Annotated in this window: 17 protein-coding genes; 11 read left to right on the forward strand and 6 right to left on the reverse strand. The window is 45.1% G+C overall.

Translation table 11 applies throughout. The features are described 5' to 3' along the window. Positions 1 to 152: 152 nt before the first annotated feature. Positions 153 to 1091, forward strand: coding sequence for an aldo/keto reductase (locus Q6A92_RS00105; RefSeq protein WP_332236631.1), 939 nt, complete (start codon positions 153 to 155; stop codon positions 1089 to 1091). A gap of 472 nt (positions 1092 to 1563) precedes the next feature. Here Q6A92_RS00105 and Q6A92_RS00110 read toward each other — a convergent pair whose 3' ends face one another. After that, a complete protein-coding gene (locus Q6A92_RS00110; RefSeq protein ID WP_332236632.1) occupies positions 1564 to 2616 on the reverse strand; it encodes an SDR family oxidoreductase in 1053 nt (350 codons plus the stop codon). Between the two features lie 1178 nt (positions 2617 to 3794). Here Q6A92_RS00110 and Q6A92_RS00115 point away from each other — a divergent pair. Together Q6A92_RS00115 and Q6A92_RS00120 are read left to right on the forward strand one after the other, a co-directional pair. Then, positions 3795 to 4703: an AraC family transcriptional regulator gene (locus Q6A92_RS00115; protein ID WP_332236633.1), complete on the forward strand. Its 909-nt coding sequence runs from the start codon at positions 3795 to 3797 to the stop codon at positions 4701 to 4703. 156 nt (positions 4704 to 4859) lie between these two features. Continuing rightward, on the forward strand, positions 4860 to 5729 hold the full coding sequence (locus tag Q6A92_RS00120; RefSeq protein WP_274401563.1) for a DUF2231 domain-containing protein: 870 nt from the start codon (positions 4860 to 4862) through the stop codon (positions 5727 to 5729). 152 nt (positions 5730 to 5881) lie between these two features. On the opposite strand, the gene dapB is transcribed toward Q6A92_RS00120, so the two are convergent. Then, positions 5882 to 6703: a 4-hydroxy-tetrahydrodipicolinate reductase gene (gene dapB / locus Q6A92_RS00125; protein WP_332236634.1), complete on the reverse strand. Its 822-nt coding sequence runs from the start codon at positions 6701 to 6703 to the stop codon at positions 5882 to 5884. Between the two features lie 227 nt (positions 6704 to 6930). Between dapB and Q6A92_RS00130 the strand changes: the two genes are divergently transcribed. Continuing rightward, on the forward strand, positions 6931 to 7563 hold the full coding sequence (locus Q6A92_RS00130) for a TrkA C-terminal domain-containing protein (RefSeq protein WP_274401565.1): 633 nt from the start codon (positions 6931 to 6933) through the stop codon (positions 7561 to 7563). Positions 7564 to 7687: 124 nt separating this feature from the next. Here the strand turns inward: Q6A92_RS00130 and lgt are convergent, their stop codons facing one another. From lgt to Q6A92_RS00145, 3 genes are all read right to left on the reverse strand, one after another. Further along, the gene (lgt, locus tag Q6A92_RS00135; protein ID WP_332236635.1) at positions 7688 to 8497 is read right to left on the reverse strand and encodes a prolipoprotein diacylglyceryl transferase; all 810 of its coding nucleotides are present in this window, start codon (positions 8495 to 8497) and stop codon (positions 7688 to 7690) included. Positions 8498 to 8577: 80 nt separating this feature from the next. Continuing rightward, positions 8578 to 8961, reverse strand: a complete 384-nt coding sequence (locus Q6A92_RS00140; RefSeq protein WP_274401643.1) for a DUF1634 domain-containing protein — start codon at positions 8959 to 8961, stop codon at positions 8578 to 8580. Beyond that, the gene (locus tag Q6A92_RS00145; protein WP_443029667.1) at positions 8955 to 9746 is read right to left on the reverse strand and encodes a sulfite exporter TauE/SafE family protein; all 792 of its coding nucleotides are present in this window, start codon (positions 9744 to 9746) and stop codon (positions 8955 to 8957) included. The genes Q6A92_RS00140 and Q6A92_RS00145 overlap by 7 nt, the downstream gene beginning before the upstream one ends. A gap of 225 nt (positions 9747 to 9971) precedes the next feature. Between Q6A92_RS00145 and Q6A92_RS00150 the strand changes: the two genes are divergently transcribed. The 6 genes from Q6A92_RS00150 (at position 9972) to Q6A92_RS00175 (ending at position 13307) form a co-directional block, all read left to right on the forward strand. After that, positions 9972 to 10856 carry a LysR family transcriptional regulator gene (locus Q6A92_RS00150; RefSeq protein WP_332236637.1) on the forward strand — a complete coding sequence of 295 codons (885 nt, stop codon included), beginning with the start codon at positions 9972 to 9974 and terminating at the stop codon, positions 10854 to 10856. Positions 10857 to 11183: 327 nt separating this feature from the next. Further along, positions 11184 to 11753, forward strand: a complete 570-nt coding sequence (locus Q6A92_RS00155) for a class I SAM-dependent methyltransferase (protein ID WP_332236638.1) — start codon at positions 11184 to 11186, stop codon at positions 11751 to 11753. A gap of 25 nt (positions 11754 to 11778) precedes the next feature. Then, the gene (locus tag Q6A92_RS00160) at positions 11779 to 12165 is read left to right on the forward strand and encodes a DUF302 domain-containing protein (RefSeq protein WP_274401570.1); all 387 of its coding nucleotides are present in this window, start codon (positions 11779 to 11781) and stop codon (positions 12163 to 12165) included. Positions 12166 to 12202: 37 nt separating this feature from the next. Continuing rightward, the gene (locus tag Q6A92_RS00165; RefSeq protein ID WP_274401571.1) at positions 12203 to 12565 is read left to right on the forward strand and encodes a rhodanese-like domain-containing protein; all 363 of its coding nucleotides are present in this window, start codon (positions 12203 to 12205) and stop codon (positions 12563 to 12565) included. A 189-nt stretch (positions 12566 to 12754) separates the two neighbouring features. After that, the gene (locus Q6A92_RS00170; protein WP_332236639.1) at positions 12755 to 12973 is read left to right on the forward strand and encodes a hypothetical protein; all 219 of its coding nucleotides are present in this window, start codon (positions 12755 to 12757) and stop codon (positions 12971 to 12973) included. Positions 12974 to 13073: 100 nt separating this feature from the next. Further along, positions 13074 to 13307, forward strand: a complete 234-nt coding sequence (locus tag Q6A92_RS00175) for a glutaredoxin family protein (RefSeq protein ID WP_332236640.1) — start codon at positions 13074 to 13076, stop codon at positions 13305 to 13307. Between the two features lie 370 nt (positions 13308 to 13677). Here the strand turns inward: Q6A92_RS00175 and Q6A92_RS00180 are convergent, their stop codons facing one another. After that, positions 13678 to 14313: a plastocyanin/azurin family copper-binding protein gene (locus tag Q6A92_RS00180; protein ID WP_274401574.1), complete on the reverse strand. Its 636-nt coding sequence runs from the start codon at positions 14311 to 14313 to the stop codon at positions 13678 to 13680. A 674-nt stretch (positions 14314 to 14987) separates the two neighbouring features. Between Q6A92_RS00180 and Q6A92_RS00185 the strand changes: the two genes are divergently transcribed. Continuing rightward, positions 14988 to 15254 carry a metal-sensitive transcriptional regulator gene (locus tag Q6A92_RS00185; protein ID WP_274401575.1) on the forward strand — a complete coding sequence of 89 codons (267 nt, stop codon included), beginning with the start codon at positions 14988 to 14990 and terminating at the stop codon, positions 15252 to 15254. Positions 15255 to 15381: the final 127 nt, after the last annotated feature.

A 15381-nucleotide genomic window follows, 5' to 3' on the forward strand; every position in this document is an offset into this window, starting at 1 on the left:
TCCATTAAGGGACCGACCACCCGCGGATCGTTCATCGGCCTTTCTTTTTCTCAATCAAAGCACTTTGTACCGCTGACAGGCATAAAAACGGATTTTTATCAGCCGCTGTGCTATATTAATGGCGATAGACATGTTAGCGAGGGGGCATAATGATGGACAAGGTGACGATTGGAAAAAGCCGGGTCAAGACGGTACCGCTTGGACTGGGCACGAACAAAGTAGGCGGGCACAATCTGTTTGCCAATCTGTCGGAAGCAGACGGCCGGGAAGCGGTCCGCGCCGCGCTTGAATCGGGTATTCAACTGCTTGATACGGCGTTTATATACGGCAAAGGGCGCTCCGAAGAATTAATCGGCGAAGTCATTGCCGATTTTCCGAGATATCAGGTGATCATTGCCGATAAAGCGGCCCACGATCTCTCAAGCGGCGAAGAAGTTATGAATAATGACCCGCAATTTCTGAAAAAATCGGTGGACGATGCACTCAAACGACTGAAAACAGATTATATCGATATCTTCTATATTCATTTTCCGGATGAAGAGACGCCGAAAAGCGAAGCGGTCGGCGCTCTTCAGGAAATGCGCGAGGCGGGGAAAATACGGGCAGTCGGCATTTCCAATTTCACGCCTGAACAGGCGAAGGAAGCGAACCGGGACGGATATGTCGATATTGTCGAGAATTACTACAGCCTGATTCACCGCGATGAGGAAGAAAGGCTGTTTCCCTATTTGAGAGACGAGCACATTTCTTTTGTACCGTACTTTCCGCTCGAATCGGGGCTGCTCAGCGGCAAGTACAGAAAAGATACGACGTTTGCCGAAGGTAATCCGCACAGCAGGGATAAAAGATTCAACGGCGCATTGTTCCAAAAAACGATGGAAGCGGTGGATACGCTGCGCCCGATTGCCGAACAGCATCAAGTGGGCGTGCTCCAGATCGTGCTGGCGTGGTATCTGGCCAATCCTGACTTGACCGCCGTGATTCCCGGTGCCCGCAATGCCGCTCAGATTCCGGGTATTGTGCAATCGCTGGAAGTCAAACTCACAAAAGAAGAATACGACTTGATTGATCGAAACTTCAAGACTGTCTGATGATTGCTGCCGCCATGGCGGCAGAGATTAGAAAAGGCGCTTCCGCATTTGGGCGGAAGCGCCTTTTCTGGCCGCAAGGATGGTGCTCATTATTCGGCATGCGGGGAAGAAAAAAAGGAATCGGATTCGGCCCGGTATCGAATCCGTCGAAAATGCTGCGGAGGGCGCCTTGTTTGTGTCTGCAGGAAGCCCGATTGCTCAGGCCTCCCGCCGGATTATCGGGTACCTGAAACTCAACCGCTTCAAGGCGGGCGCTACGATTAATTGGAGGATGATCCCGCAAAAGCCGGTGACATTTTGAGTGCTTTTCTTGTTTCTTTATCTCTAACGGAACTGTCCAACGAAAGAAAACCGTGCCGCCCATTGTTCACAGGATTCTTTGTTTACTGGTCTGTCTGTTTGTTCTCATTAGTGGAAACATGACGGATGAAGTGTTGATTTTTCGCATACGGCTGATCGTCGGGCAGATCGATCAGAACGGCAAAACTTTTTCTTCCTTGAATTCGTCAAAGAGCCGGAGAAACATCTCTTCACTGCTCTCCACTTCGTGAAATCCGAATTTCCGCAGTTTGGTCGTGTCCGACATGACATCGTAATCGCAGTTAAAAATGAAATCGCCGAATCCCCAGGATGCCAGTTTCTTATATGGAATCGGGCGGAGGCGATATTTATCGACTATGCGCGACCAGAGCGGCTGTTTGTCGGCCATGATCTGCGCAAGCGGTATCGGCTGAGGCGAAGTGATTCGCATCTGAAAGCGGTCCGCAATGATTGGCCAGAGATTCTTCCAGCGGAAAAAATCGCCGTTGGTCACATTGAAGATTTCAAACGCACATTTTTCTTCCGTGGCTGCCCACGCCGTGCAGCGGGCGAGCAGCCCGGCATCGGTGACCTGAGCCAGGTATGGATAGGCTTTTCCGGGGAAGCGGAGCGGCAGCCCCAGCTCTTTCGAGATTGATGCATAGGTGCCGATGACCATGGCAATATTCATCGGATTTCCGAGCGAGAATCCGCAGACGACATCGGGGCGCAGGATCGTCCAGGACCAGGATTTTCCCTTTTGTTCTTCCCGCATATAATCTTCCTGATCATAATAAAAATTCGGCGGCATATGGCGGGGATCTGTTTCTTGAGCAGGGGTCTTAAATGGACCGAGGTGAACGCCGTACGCCTTGACACCCTGCATTAGAAGCACGCGTTCCAAAGCCGGCGAGGCTTGTTCGACTGCGTTCAGCACATTTCTGAACATGGCCAGATTGATCGAAACCTGCTGTTCCGGATCCGATTCATAATCCTGATAAGCCGCGTAGATGATATGGGTTACCTGATCCAGGCCGCTGAATTTTTTGCTCAGTTCCTCCGGCTGCAGCAAATCTGCTTCAATATAACGGACCCCGTCGGATTTTTCCGGCTTTCTTCTCGAAACGCCGATGACGTCCCAGTCCTCCAGATTTTTCAGATGAGAGACAAAGTATCTGCCAATGACTCCGGTTGCTCCTGCAACGAGCGCTGTTTTCTTCGCCATCATTCACCCTCCGATTCAATTCTCTTATTGATGGAGCTCTAACGTTTCATTTTACTTACCTCTTTTGGTATACCCAAAAAAGCAGCAGGCGTCAAAAGAATTGTTTCTGTCCGTGAACTAAATGGAAATAATTTTCCAACAGTTTTTTTATACCTATGAGAAATGAGTGTCTGCTCAATTTATGTATACAGACGTGCCATGTAGTGAACATCGTCAATTTTTCTGAAAGGCCACATGCTCAGGGACGGGTATGACATGCGCAAGTGCCGCTCGTTTTTTGATCCGCCGTGTATCCACATGAAAAGTGCTGAAAATTGCCGGTAAACATGGGCATATAAACAGCAGATCGCCGTTTATCATCAGCAGCGTTCAAAGATTCAACAACTTTGGGATGAGCAGGAGGGATCATCATATATTCTTATTGCGTATTGATCGGGAAACACTTAGAGTTAGCTATGGGAAGGGAATGACTCATGGATATAGTCCAGTCAACGTTCGGGACACGTTACTTAATAAGCAAATTTTCTGGATATTTTAGTTTGATGTCTTCAACTTTTCGCCGCAATGCAGGAGGGGTACTCAAACCGCACATTACCGCCATGTCCGCAGAAATTAATTGGATTCGGTTTTTATTGCATGTGTAAGGAAGCGGAATGAGTATTGCCGACCTCAAACAGTAAATGGCAAGGAGAAGACGGCGCAGCCATTTCCAGGACCTGCAACTACCAAAGACGGCGCAGCCTGAATTCCGGACTCAATTCAATAAAGCGAAACGTCCTCTGCAAATATTAATTGGATAAAATAGCTGAAGCGCCAGGTCCCGCTCCGGCCCTTTCACAACTGGGGCGCGAGTGCTGGGCATCCTCCCGATTATAAAAGTATTATTCAGGTCCCCTATGATGTTCTGCAAAAGACTGAGTGAGAAAGAGTAAGGGTTCGGATACTGGCATTCCCAACTTAAACGTAAAAATATAAAGGCTTGTAACAATATTTCTCTCTGGAGTGTAGAAGGATCATGTAAAATGACAGATGAACCATCGAAAAGCAAAATGATCAAAAAACATATTGGGTAATATTCCGAAAGATAAATTTTGGATCTGTTCAACGTGAGCCGGACATGCGATTAACGGCCGTCATTTATCGATTAAACTGCAGACAAAAAAAGGATGATCTTCTCGATGATACACTATTTAAAAAAGCAAATGATTGCCGATACGGAATTTCCGTTCCATATCGGTATCGATAAGTACAGGAGCGGTGAATCCTGCAGATTGCACGATCATGATTTTACTGAACTGTTTTATGTAGCAGGCGGTGAGGGCGTACACCGCTATAAGGATCGGGAGACTTATCTTGGGCGGGGATGTGTGCTGATCATTCAGCCCGGGGTGGAACATTCCTATCAAGTAGCAAAGGGTTCGTATCTGAGAATTTATCAGGTTGCATTTTGCCAGGATCTGCTGGGCGGTGAATGGCCGGCTTTAGATCATGCGCTGAGCTATATTGATCCCTTTTTTATTGACCCCTCCATTGTAGGAAAAAAGGATTTCATCTCATATTTTACCCTGACTCCGAGTCAACGATTTGAACTGCTGATGCTGCTGGAAAAGATGTACAGCGAATACGACAAGAAAAAGTGGGGGTATCACTGTTTGATCCGCCTGCAGTTAATGGAACTGTTTGTCTATCTCAGCAGATGGACAAATGCCGGATCTCATCAGCCGGGAGATCCGGTCATCATGAAGCAGGATTTATATCAGGAGGTTTGCAAGTATATCAAGCAGCATTATATGAATCCGATCACTCTGGAACAAGTGTGTACTTATTGCGGAATGAGTCAATCGGCGTTTACACGCAATTTTAAGAGAGTAACCGGTCTTTCGTTTATTGAGTATCGCAATAAGGAACGTATTCAGGCGGCCAAAGATTTGCTGATCACAACAGACTTGACGATTATGATGATTTCTGCGAAAGTCGGTTTCAGCAATGTCAGCAATTTTGATCGGGTGTTCAAGCACTTTGAGGGCCTTTCCCCCTTGGTCTATCGAAAGCATCTCACAGCTTCTGATCGTAGCGCTTTTGTCTAATAACATTTATCATTGTACATTTTTCCGTCAAATACTAACTATTATATAGCAGATAAGTAAACTTCCTTGGTAAATTAGCCCAGCTATTTTCTGCCGTCCGTTCTAAGATAAAAAAGTAAGTTACTAAGAATTTATCCGGAAAGCGGGGGTAAGAAATTGGCAACACCTAATGTTTTCAACACATTTCATTTTCTGGTACTGCATTTCCCGATCGCTCTGATTGTCGTCAGCTTTCTTTGCGATCTGGTTGCATCGTTCGTTAAAAAGTCGAAATGGAACGCAACTCTGAAGAGAGCAGGATTCATGACACTGATTGCGACGTCGGTAATGGGCATTGTAACCTGTCTTGCAGGACTGGTTGCCGCGGAATCGCTTGGCTTGATGGCGCAAATCGGAGCGCATGCGACGAAGGCTATTATTTTTACTATTTATGTCACGCTATTGGCGGTTATCAGAATCGTTTTTTTCAAATCAACGAAGAAAGATTTCGGCGACAATTTGTTCTATCTGATCTTCTCGCTGATCGGTGCCATTTTGGCGTTCACGCTTTTTAAAGTTTATCGTTATCCGCACTGGGGCGTTCTGCAGTTCACCGTTCCGCTGATTATTATCGGCTTCCTTGCCGATCTGTCTGCAGTGATCTGGAAAGCAAAGAGCTGGGCGAAGAGTTTTCAGGACATCGGCTACAGCTTTCTTATTCTCGGTACGGTTGCGATTATTGCAACTGTCATTACCGGCTACATGAGAGCTGCAGAAATGCCGGCTCTGGCCCATGCCGCTGTGAATCCTGTAAAGTATAATCGGGCCGCCCTTGAGCTCCATGAAACCTGGGGTGTCATATCGATGATCGCCTTCATTATTCTCAGTGCAGTCCGTTCATACTTCCATTTTCACTTTGAAGCGAAAGACCTGCTTAAAGGAAAAACCGTTTACATTGTCGGTGCCGTTGTTTGCATCGCGATTATCTCGTTTGCCTCTCACCTCGGCGGTACGGTAGCGCTGTTCCCTGAATTATTCGGGAAATAAGCGTTTCGCCGGAGATCGGCAAAAGTTTCATAAGTGAGCTTCATAAGGGTCAAATAACTCATATCCTTTTAACTGGGTGTGAGTTATTTGATCGCTATTTTATGCTAACAGCCTCGGCTCTTCTAGGATTGCCGCCTGATTGGCTGCAGCTGTCAGCTTTCACTGGCGAGTTCGCTGCTTTTATCGTTGTATTCGTGAAGGATTTTTTTCAAATTAAGAACATCTTTCATTTCATAGTATCCGGTTTTGTGATTAATAAAATTGATTGCTTTAATGGCTCCCTCAGCAAAAACTTTCCTTGAGGAGGACTCGTGACTGATTTCTATTCGATCATGTTTTCCGACTGCCAGAACCGTATGTTTACCAATGACACCGCCGGCACGAATCGCACTTATTGGAATTATTTTTGGGGGTAATCCTGACGAAGTAAACCCATCTTCTATTTCGTCCGAAATTTTTATCGCAGTACCCGAGGGTGAATCTTTTTTATCTTTATAATGCATTTCTACGACTTGAAAATCGTAGTTATTGAGTATTGCGGCTGCAATGTTGCTTAAGATCATGATGACATTGACACCTAACGTAATATTCGGGGCATAAACGATTCCGTTTTTGTATCGGTAGCACGTATCCTGGATCCTATTGATATCTTCTTCAGAAAAACCCGTTGTGCCTATGACCATATTCGTTTTCATCTCAGACAATATTGCGATATTTTTCATGGTCGATGACGGGCTTGAAAAATCAACGACTACATCGGGGCGGGTCTGAAAAATAATAGATTCTATGTCATCGGAAGTACTGATTATTACATCGGTTTTCTTAGTTTTAAGCAGATCGCCTAAGCGCATTCCCTTTTTTGGACTGTTTGGGCTGCATATTGCCGCTACGATTTCCATATTCCTTTGATTTAATATACCGCTTGCAAGATATTTTCCAGTTTTGCCCAATCCTATTAACGCAACTCTAATCAATCTAAAGACCTCCAATATTTACTGGTTTGATAAGTAACAACTTAAGTATATCATATAAATTGTTGCATGCCGTTCACTTTGAATAATATGGGGCTATTTCAGCGATCTTTGCTGATTTACATCGCACAAAATATCATTTATACTGGTTGTTGATTAAGAAATCATCTTTTGATTTTTAATAAAGCGGAGGGGTATTTTCTTCAGGCAACTCCTGAAGTAAATTTAACATGTCAGCACAATACACAATGAAATCTGTCTATCAGAAGATAGCCATTGATATCGCCAATAGAATATTAAACGGTGATTTTTCGGTCGGTGATAAGCTGCACGGGAGGTCGTCTCTTTCAAGTCTTTATAAAGTTTCACCTGAAACCGTGAGAAAGGCCGTTATGCTTTTAAATGAGATGGGTATCGTAGAAGTCGTCAAGGGCAGCGGCATCATTATTAAATCCGTGGATAACTGTTTAAAATTTATAAATAAGTTTAAGAATATAGATGTTATTAATTCATCCAAGAGTGAAATTTTAGATCTACTGGATGAAAAAACATTATTGGACAAAAAAATTGAGACCAAAATTAATGAGATTGTCGATTATTCGGACAGATTTGCTAATACCAGCCCGTTTATGCCGTTTGAATTTAAAATATATGAAGATTTTGATATTGTTGGAAAAACGATATCCGAAAGCAATTTCCGGAAAAATACAAATGCCATCATAGTGGGTATAAAAAGGAATGGCAAATTAATGCTGTCTCCGGATCCTTACAACATATTTAAAAAAGGGGATACTTTGTTTGTTATCGGCGAGGAAGATTCCTATAACAGGGTGAAGCAGTTTCTTTATAAACAAAACAGATAAACAGACAAAATAATCAGCGCCGGGGAAAAAACAGGACTGCCGGAAGACAGGACTAGAATTCTAGAAGCATATAAAGTCTGGACCAGGCACTCTATGATTTGAAATCAGTTCGAAAAACAGATAGTCAGTCAAAATAGCGAACTTTTGCATCGTTTCTTATTCGCCTGTAAACGATCAATATTATGCATAAAACGATCAGCAGAATAGAAACGACTTGTGCGATCCGCAGGCTGCCGGTCAGCATCAGACTGTCGGTGCGCAGCCCTTCAATATAAAAGCGGCCGACTGAATACCAGATAAGATAAGTTAAAAAAAGTTCTCCGCGTCCAAGGTTGGCTCTTCTTAGTATGATTAAGAGAATGAAGCCGAGAAAATCCCAGACGGATTCATAGAGAAAAGTCGGAACGTAATAAGTTCCGTTTATGTACATTTGATTGATTATAAAATTCGGCAGATGAAGATTTTCAAGAAAAAGTCGTGTGGTCGGGCCGCCGTGGGCTTCCTGATTCATAAAATTGCCCCATCGTCCGATTGCCTGGCCCAGTATCACACTGGGTGCCGCAATATCCGCCACTTTCCAGAACGGCACACGGCGTACTTTGCAGAAGACAAGTGCTGTGGCGACCGCCCCGATGAGCGCACCGTGGATGGCAATGCCGCCATCCCAAACGGCAATGATTTCAGAAGGATGTCCTGAGTAATAGTTCCATTCAAAAGCGACATAATAGATTCGGGCGCATAGAATTGCAATCGGCGCCGCAAAAAGAATCAGATCCACAAACAGGTCCTTTGGCAATCCGCGTTTCCGTCCCTCTTTCATGGCCAGTAAAAGCCCCAGCAGGGCGCCGCAGGCAATAATGATCCCATACCAGTAAATGTGGATCGGACCGAGTCCGACAGCGACCCGGTTCAGCGGCTGAATAGATAGATTCATGATACGATTCCTCCGTTTGCGATGTTCATTTTCAATTCGTTCTGTTTATCTTAAAGAGACCTAAGCCTAAGGAGCAGCGGTTACCCCGCTTTGCCAATCGTAAAACTGATGATCAGGATTGAGAAGACAATGAGCGTAATCAAGGTATAAAGGTAATCTTTTTTAAGCAGAAAGGCAATAATGGAAACGCCCACACGAAAAACCGGCGTGAGCATCAGGAGCAGCAGCCCGGTCAGCGTAACACCGTAAGGCCTGAACGAGATAAAACCAAGCAGAATATCTTGAACATGTGTCGGGTAGTCATTTTTCGCATATCCTGTATCGCCTGTAACAAAAAACAGCAGCAATCCGCAGATAATCAGCACACTGCTGAACGTTATGCCGATTCTTAGCGTCCGGCCGATCATTATTTCCACAATATCTGTCTTTTTCTCTTGTTCCTGCATCCGGGGACGATTCACCATTTCCACCCCAATCCTTCAAGGATCATTTGAATGGCAATATAAGCAATGACCGGGACAAAAATAATCCGGATCGTCTTGCTTTTCATTTTTTGCATGAGCTTCGTACCGACGACCGCACCTGCCAGCACACCGATCGCAATCGGTCCCGAGATTCCCGGATCGATATCGCCTCTCATTAGATAAACGCCCGCGCTTGCCGCCGCGGTGACGCCCATCATAAAATTGCTCGTCGCACTGGAAACTTTTAAAGGAAGCTTCATGAACAAATCCATCGCCATGACCTTGAAACTGCCGCTGCCGATTCCGAGCAATCCGGAAGCAACGCCCGCCCCGTACATTACGCCGAATCCGGCGGGGACATGGGCCGCATGATAGGCAACTTCCCGTCCGAACCGCTGATCGAAATAACTGCCGTTCAACTTGAATTTATCTGCGATTGTTTTCTGGGCATTCGCTTTCGGCTTTGCCGGTTTCTTCTTCTGCAGCATAGCCAGTGCCGAATAGAGCAGGAAGAGCCCGAAAATGATATACAAAAAGCTGGACGGGATCAATCCGCCGATAAAAGCTCCGGAAATCGCGCCGATCGTTGTCGCAATTTCCAGAAACATGCCGATCCGCAGGTTGGTAATCCCGTCTTTAATATAGGCGATCGCCGCTCCGCTTGATGTGGCAATCACGGCGATCAGACTGGCGCCGATCGCATGGTTGATATCAATGCCGAGCAGCAGGGTCAGAATCGGGGTGATAATGGTTCCGCCGCCAAGTCCCAAAATGGATCCGAACATTCCGGCGAACACGGCAACGAGAATCAAGGTGATGACGAGTAATGACAAAAGATCATCTCCGTTGGCAATTTTTTTCAATGACTTCCTGACCATTGCCGGCGGTCATCCTGGCCGTTGGATTGACATGAATGGTCCCCCAACGTTTACAAGTTTATGACTTGCCTATTAATAACGGAAATATTATTATTTTATTATTATCATAAGCAATCGGTTATGGAGGATAAAATGACATTCAGATTGCTGCAAATCTTCGTTGCTGTTTGTGAAAAATTGAATATGACTGCCGCCGCCGAATCGCTTTTCATGTCGCAGCCAGCTGTCAGCCAGGCGATATCCGAACTTGAAAGGCATTTCGGTGTCAGGCTTTTTGAAAGGCTGTCCAAGAAGCTTTATTTGACAAAAGCCGGAGACAATCTCTTGTACTATGCGCGTCATATTATTCAAATGAACAGCGAAGCAGAGAAAGAAATGCGTTCCATCAGCAAGAGAAGTTACATCCGCATCGGCGCCAGTGTCACGATCGGTGCCTGTATATTGCCGAAACTGATTGTGAAATTCAAAGAGAAGAATCCGGATAGCACAATCGAAGTGATTGAAGACAACACCCCGAAAATTGAGAGGCTCATACTGAGGGATCAGCTGGATCTGGCACTTGTCGAGGGAGAAACCGCGTCGCCGGACATCGTCAAATCATCTTTTATGAAGGATGAGCTGCTGCTCATCTGCGGCGCCCGCCATCGATTTGCCGCGATGCCTTCGGTTTCTCCGCATGAGCTTGAGATCGAACCATTCATTGTTCGCGAGAAGGAGAGCGGAACGCGCCAAAGGTTTGAAGCAATGATGTCTGACGCAAATCTGTCCTGGCATGCTTCCTGGACATGCAATAATGTCGATTCCATTAAAATGGCCGTCGCTGCGGGCCTCGGCATTTCGGTTGTCTCAAAGTTCTCTGTAGAAAATGAAGTCGCTTCCGGCACTTTATGCGCTAAGAAAATTGACGGCCTTCATTTCAATCGTTATTTTAAAACCATTTACCATAAAGACAAATACCTGACCTCAACCATGCAAACATTTATCAGGCTGTGTCGCTGCCCGGATCGGTACATGTGACAGTAATGCCTGAGTTTTACTGCCGCTGGGCCGGCTTCGGGAAGGAGACGGCCATAACATTCCGGGCAGTCATTTTTGTGGATTTCGTATACCCATATGGGTATAATAGCTGTTGAGGGATAGCCAGCGCTTTTCATTTTCAGTTATACGTATACGGGGCGGCATCAGAAAATACGGAAGGAGACGGGTACCAGGCAGGCTATTGAAATAAAAATGTGAGAAAGCGCCGGGCTTTCTGATGCCTTATTTTGCCTTCATAAGTTTCCGTCACGTCACGATTGCCGTGTTTTTTCAATAAATGGCTTCGATCAAAAAAGGAGGTTTTCCATGAGCTGCGGACGCCGTTTTCATCCGGAAAAAGCGGATCAATTATTAGATCCGCGCCGGAAAGAAAAGTACCCGCCGGAGAAAATTTTAGCGCTATTAGAACTGCGGGAAGGGGATGTGGTCGCCGATTTGGGTTCGGGCAACGGTTTTTTCACAGTTCCGATTGCTAAAAAAACCGGGACCACGGTTTATGCCATTGACATTGAACCGATGATGCTCGAAGGATTAAGGGATTATGCTAAAAGAGAAAACGTACACACGATCCGGACGATCAGGTCCGATTTGGTCCAAATCGCATTGCCTGACGGCTCTGTTGATAAAATTTTCAGTTCTTTAGTGATGCATGAAGTTTCCGATTTGGACGCCATGATGAGAGAAATGAAAAGAATTGCCAGAGCTGATTGTAAGATTCTCATATTAGACTGGGAAGCGAAAGAAGGGCATGAAGGTCCGCCCTTAAGTGTCAGAATTCCTTCAGAGAAGTTAAAATCCTTTTTTGAAAAAAATAATTTCTCTGTAAAAAAACAAATGATTAACTCAGATGTTTATGCTCTAATGATGTCCATTTAAAATGATAAGCGAGGCGGGGAGAATCATGTTCCACATAACAATGGATTCTTCAAAGGGACTTAAGGAGACCATCGAATCCGTTACTGAAAAACTGAAAGAAGAGCAGTTTGGCGTACAATGGGTGTTTAATGTCAATGAGAAATTATCAGCAAAAGGTTTCGAACTTGGGTCGCAATACAGAATACTGGAAGTCTGTAACCCTAAAGAAGCCCATCGGGTATTGAGCCGGAATCCGCTGGCCAGTTATTTTCTGCCCTGTAAGATTGTCGTCTATTCGGATAAAAGCGGAAAAGTCAAGGTAGGCATGCCGAAACCGACGGCTCTGATAACGATGACCGAGGATGATCATTTAAAAGATATTGCGGCCGATATTGAAAATCGGCTGGTCCGCTGTATTCAAAGCAGCCTGTAAAAAGCTTCTTTGACGGCTTAATTTAAGAGGTGTCGAAATGCCTGACTGGGTTATCTCTATTATTTTGGGCTTAATTATTGTATGGCTTATCTTCAAACGTACAGGGCCCATTAAAGGTGTAAGAAATATAACGACGGAAGAACTGAGACGTGAATTAAAAAATAAAGGGAAACAATTTATAGATGTCAGAACGCCTGCTGAATATAAGGGGAACCATATTCGTGAATTTAGGAATGTTCCATTGAATCAATTGCCGCAGAAACTGGATCAGTTTTCAAAGGATAAGGAAATTGTCGTTATTTGCCAAAGCGGGATGAGAAGTGCCAGAGCCAGTAAAATTCTAAAACGAAACGGTTTTGAAAAAATCACAAATGTTAAAGGCGGCATGAACGCCTGGTAAAAGAAAAGAGTGTATCATTTAGAAAGATGGTACTCCGCTTATCGACCGGTACCCCCGGCTTATCGGTCATTGCAGGCGATTTATCGGTCGACAAAGGCAGTTTATCGGTCATTGCAGCGATTTATCGGTCGGTGCAGAGAGTTTATCGGTCGTGGCGCTCGGTTCAACTGTCACCGGGAGTTTATCGGTGTGGCACTCCGCTTATCGACCGGTGCCCTCGGCTTATCGGTCATTACAGGCGATTTATCGATCGACAAAGGCAGTTTATCGGTCATTGCAGGCGATTTATCGGTCGGTGCAGAGAGTTTATCGGTCGTGGCGTCGGTTTATCAACCGTCGCCAGGAGTTTACCGACCGTCGCGGAAGTTTATGGATCGCGGAAACGCCCTTCGTCTTTCGAGAGATTGACGGTCAGGAAAAGTCGATCATCATTTGATGGCACAGCAGGAGAATGAGTTAAAGAGATACTCATAAAAATAAAAAAATTTTTTAAAGGAGATACAGACACATGAACGAGATCACCGTGTATACCACAAGTACTTGTCCCTACTGCCATATGATGAAAAATTTTCTAAGCAAGCAAGGTTTGCCCTTTAAAGAGGTGAACGTTCAATTGGATCCGGCGGCAATGCAGAGAATCGTTTCCGCAACCGGACAATTGGGCGTGCCTCAAACCCAGGTTAACGGCCAGTGGGTGGTCGGCTATGATCCGGACAGGGTCATGAGATATGTCCAGGCATAAGTATCTGCATGGCCGGCCCTGTTTTAGAAAGCCAATCCCGTTTTGCTAAAGGTTTAAACGGAGAGACCGGGCATCGGATGAGGCCTTCAGTAGTGATTCATCAAGGGTAAACAGACTGCTCAAAGCGGATCCGTATCCCGCCGACTTGACGGGATACGGATCATTTGTCTGTACAGCCTGTTTTAATAGCAGATCGAATGGTTTGCCAAACATTCTATTTCTAAAAAACGAGTTTCCTCATCTTAGGAAGATAATCTTTGAGCTCTCAGGAAGTAGAGAACTTTTCTATGCTTGCCGGATGCACGGCCGGGGAAACCGGGCGGATCATGAGTGAGCGAGGTCGCCCCCTTTTAATAATCAATTGTATTATTTATTCAACGATCATTTTCCCGTACATTCCCTTGGCGGCGTGGCCAGGATACTGGCAGATATAATAATACTGTCCGGGCCGGTTAAACCGAAACGCGGTTTGTCCGACAGGATATTGCTGATTATGAGCTTCGGGAAGAGGGGGTATTATCGAATTTCCGACTGCCGCCCCATCCATCATTGCCATTTGGTCATAGGGCGGAACGGCTGTAGTGACTTCAAATCCATGAGGGACATCTTTATCCTGATTGTCAAACTGCAGAGTAACAAAGGCATTTTCAGGAATATAAATCGTCGGATTCGCCATATTATCGATGACAAATTTTCCGTCATTTTTTCCGGTGCCGCTTTGAATGATTAAGTTCACCTGATTATGGGAATATGTGATTGTACTCTTTCCCCTATCTATTTTTGCCTGTCTTAAAGACCGTGCTGTTTGGTTTCCGATGTTCTCTGAGGACGTCACCTGATCATTTAAATAAAGCCGGTTCCCCTGCATCATATTTCCCATACGATAACCCCATGGATTTTGTGAAAACCAGCGCATGAAAGGATAACTGCTGTCCGTCCGGCCAATCCAGATACCCGCTAAAAGCAATACAGCGGCAAATACAATGATAAATAGCCATTTCTTCAATATAGTTCCCCCATTTCTATTAGTCTGTTCATGTTCATTATACCCGCATGGGTATAATGAATCCATAAATTGCATCATGAGCAAAACAACCTTGGATTAATCTTTCTTCAGCCCGTGAGAGGGATTAATAATTCTGACAGGGCTGCAGGTCGGGGATCATCAGCTCTCAATTGGATTCTACTGTTATGACGGTGGCGCAGGCCTCCGAAAATGAGCTGCGTGTATCTGCTATCAGACCATTCGCCCTTTTCCAAAGCTGGATCCTGTACCGGATATACTGACAGGGGTATAATGATTGATGGACACTTTCTCATCGATTTTCAATACCATACTTTAATTCGGAAAGCTTCATTTAAGTGATGGGCGCTACTGTGGGGCAGGATCCTGCTGATTAAGCGGAGAGAAAATGAAGCGTTGTGTATGAGAAAGAAGAACAGTTCTTCTTTGAAACTGAGGGCTTCCTTACAGGACGGGTTTACGATAAAAATATTCGAGCCGGCAGATAAGATAGGATCGGGATGCTGATCATGACATTCACGACCATGCCGCAGCGATCGAGATACTAATTATGGATGGCTCCCGGAACAGTTTACCGATGGTGTTCCATATCCGTTACTTGACGTTCCTAAAAAAATCGGCTAACATACCCTCGTAAGTATGAAAGGAGCCTATTTATGGACTATACACCGCAAATGAAAAATCGTTTGAAGCGAATTGACGGACAGGTTCAGGGAATTTTACGGATGATGAATGAAGGGGCGGACTGCCGGAATGTTGTCATGCAGATGACGGCGGCACGAACGGCGATGGACCGCGCGCTTGGCCTCATTGTCGGGAAAAATCTTGAAGAATGCCTGCGCAGGCAAATTGAAAACGGTGAAGGATCGACGGAACAGTTAATTGATGAAGCTGTGCAAATGCTGGTTAAAAGTCGTTCATAACGATGCATTATGATAAATGAGACTCATCGGATCCCGATGATCATTCTGAAAATAATGATTGAAGATTTTGTGAAAAGTTTAAAATAATTTTCGCACCTTCTCTTTCATTTGTCCTCTCACGCCCTCA

The sequence above is a fragment of the Sporolactobacillus sp. KGMB 08714 genome (genome assembly GCF_036598985.1).
Lineage (GTDB): Bacteria > Bacillota > Bacilli > Bacillales > Sporolactobacillaceae > Sporolactobacillus.

Excerpts from the sequence above, each read along its gene's own strand:
- Q6A92_RS00105 (WP_332236631.1), top strand. The coding sequence starts at position 153 with ATGGACAAGGTGACGATTGGAAAAAGCCGGGTCAAGACGGTACCGCTT.
- Q6A92_RS00110 (WP_332236632.1), bottom strand. The coding sequence starts at position 2,616 with ATGGCGAAGAAAACAGCGCTCGTTGCAGGAGCAACCGGAGTCATTGGC.
- Q6A92_RS00115 (WP_332236633.1), top strand. The coding sequence starts at position 3,795 with ATGATACACTATTTAAAAAAGCAAATGATTGCCGATACGGAATTTCCG.
- Q6A92_RS00130 (WP_274401565.1), top strand. The coding sequence starts at position 6,931 with ATGTCAGCACAATACACAATGAAATCTGTCTATCAGAAGATAGCCATT.
- lgt (WP_332236635.1), bottom strand. The coding sequence starts at position 8,497 with ATGAATCTATCTATTCAGCCGCTGAACCGGGTCGCTGTCGGACTCGGT.
- Q6A92_RS00140 (WP_274401643.1), bottom strand. The coding sequence starts at position 8,961 with ATGGTGAATCGTCCCCGGATGCAGGAACAAGAGAAAAAGACAGATATT.
- Q6A92_RS00145 (WP_443029667.1), bottom strand. The coding sequence starts at position 9,746 with ATGTTCGGATCCATTTTGGGACTTGGCGGCGGAACCATTATCACCCCG.
- Q6A92_RS00150 (WP_332236637.1), top strand. The coding sequence starts at position 9,972 with ATGACATTCAGATTGCTGCAAATCTTCGTTGCTGTTTGTGAAAAATTG.
- Q6A92_RS00155 (WP_332236638.1), top strand. The coding sequence starts at position 11,184 with ATGAGCTGCGGACGCCGTTTTCATCCGGAAAAAGCGGATCAATTATTA.
- Q6A92_RS00160 (WP_274401570.1), top strand. The coding sequence starts at position 11,779 with ATGTTCCACATAACAATGGATTCTTCAAAGGGACTTAAGGAGACCATC.
- Q6A92_RS00165 (WP_274401571.1), top strand. The coding sequence starts at position 12,203 with ATGCCTGACTGGGTTATCTCTATTATTTTGGGCTTAATTATTGTATGG.
- Q6A92_RS00175 (WP_332236640.1), top strand. The coding sequence starts at position 13,074 with ATGAACGAGATCACCGTGTATACCACAAGTACTTGTCCCTACTGCCAT.
- Q6A92_RS00185 (WP_274401575.1), top strand. The coding sequence starts at position 14,988 with ATGGACTATACACCGCAAATGAAAAATCGTTTGAAGCGAATTGACGGA.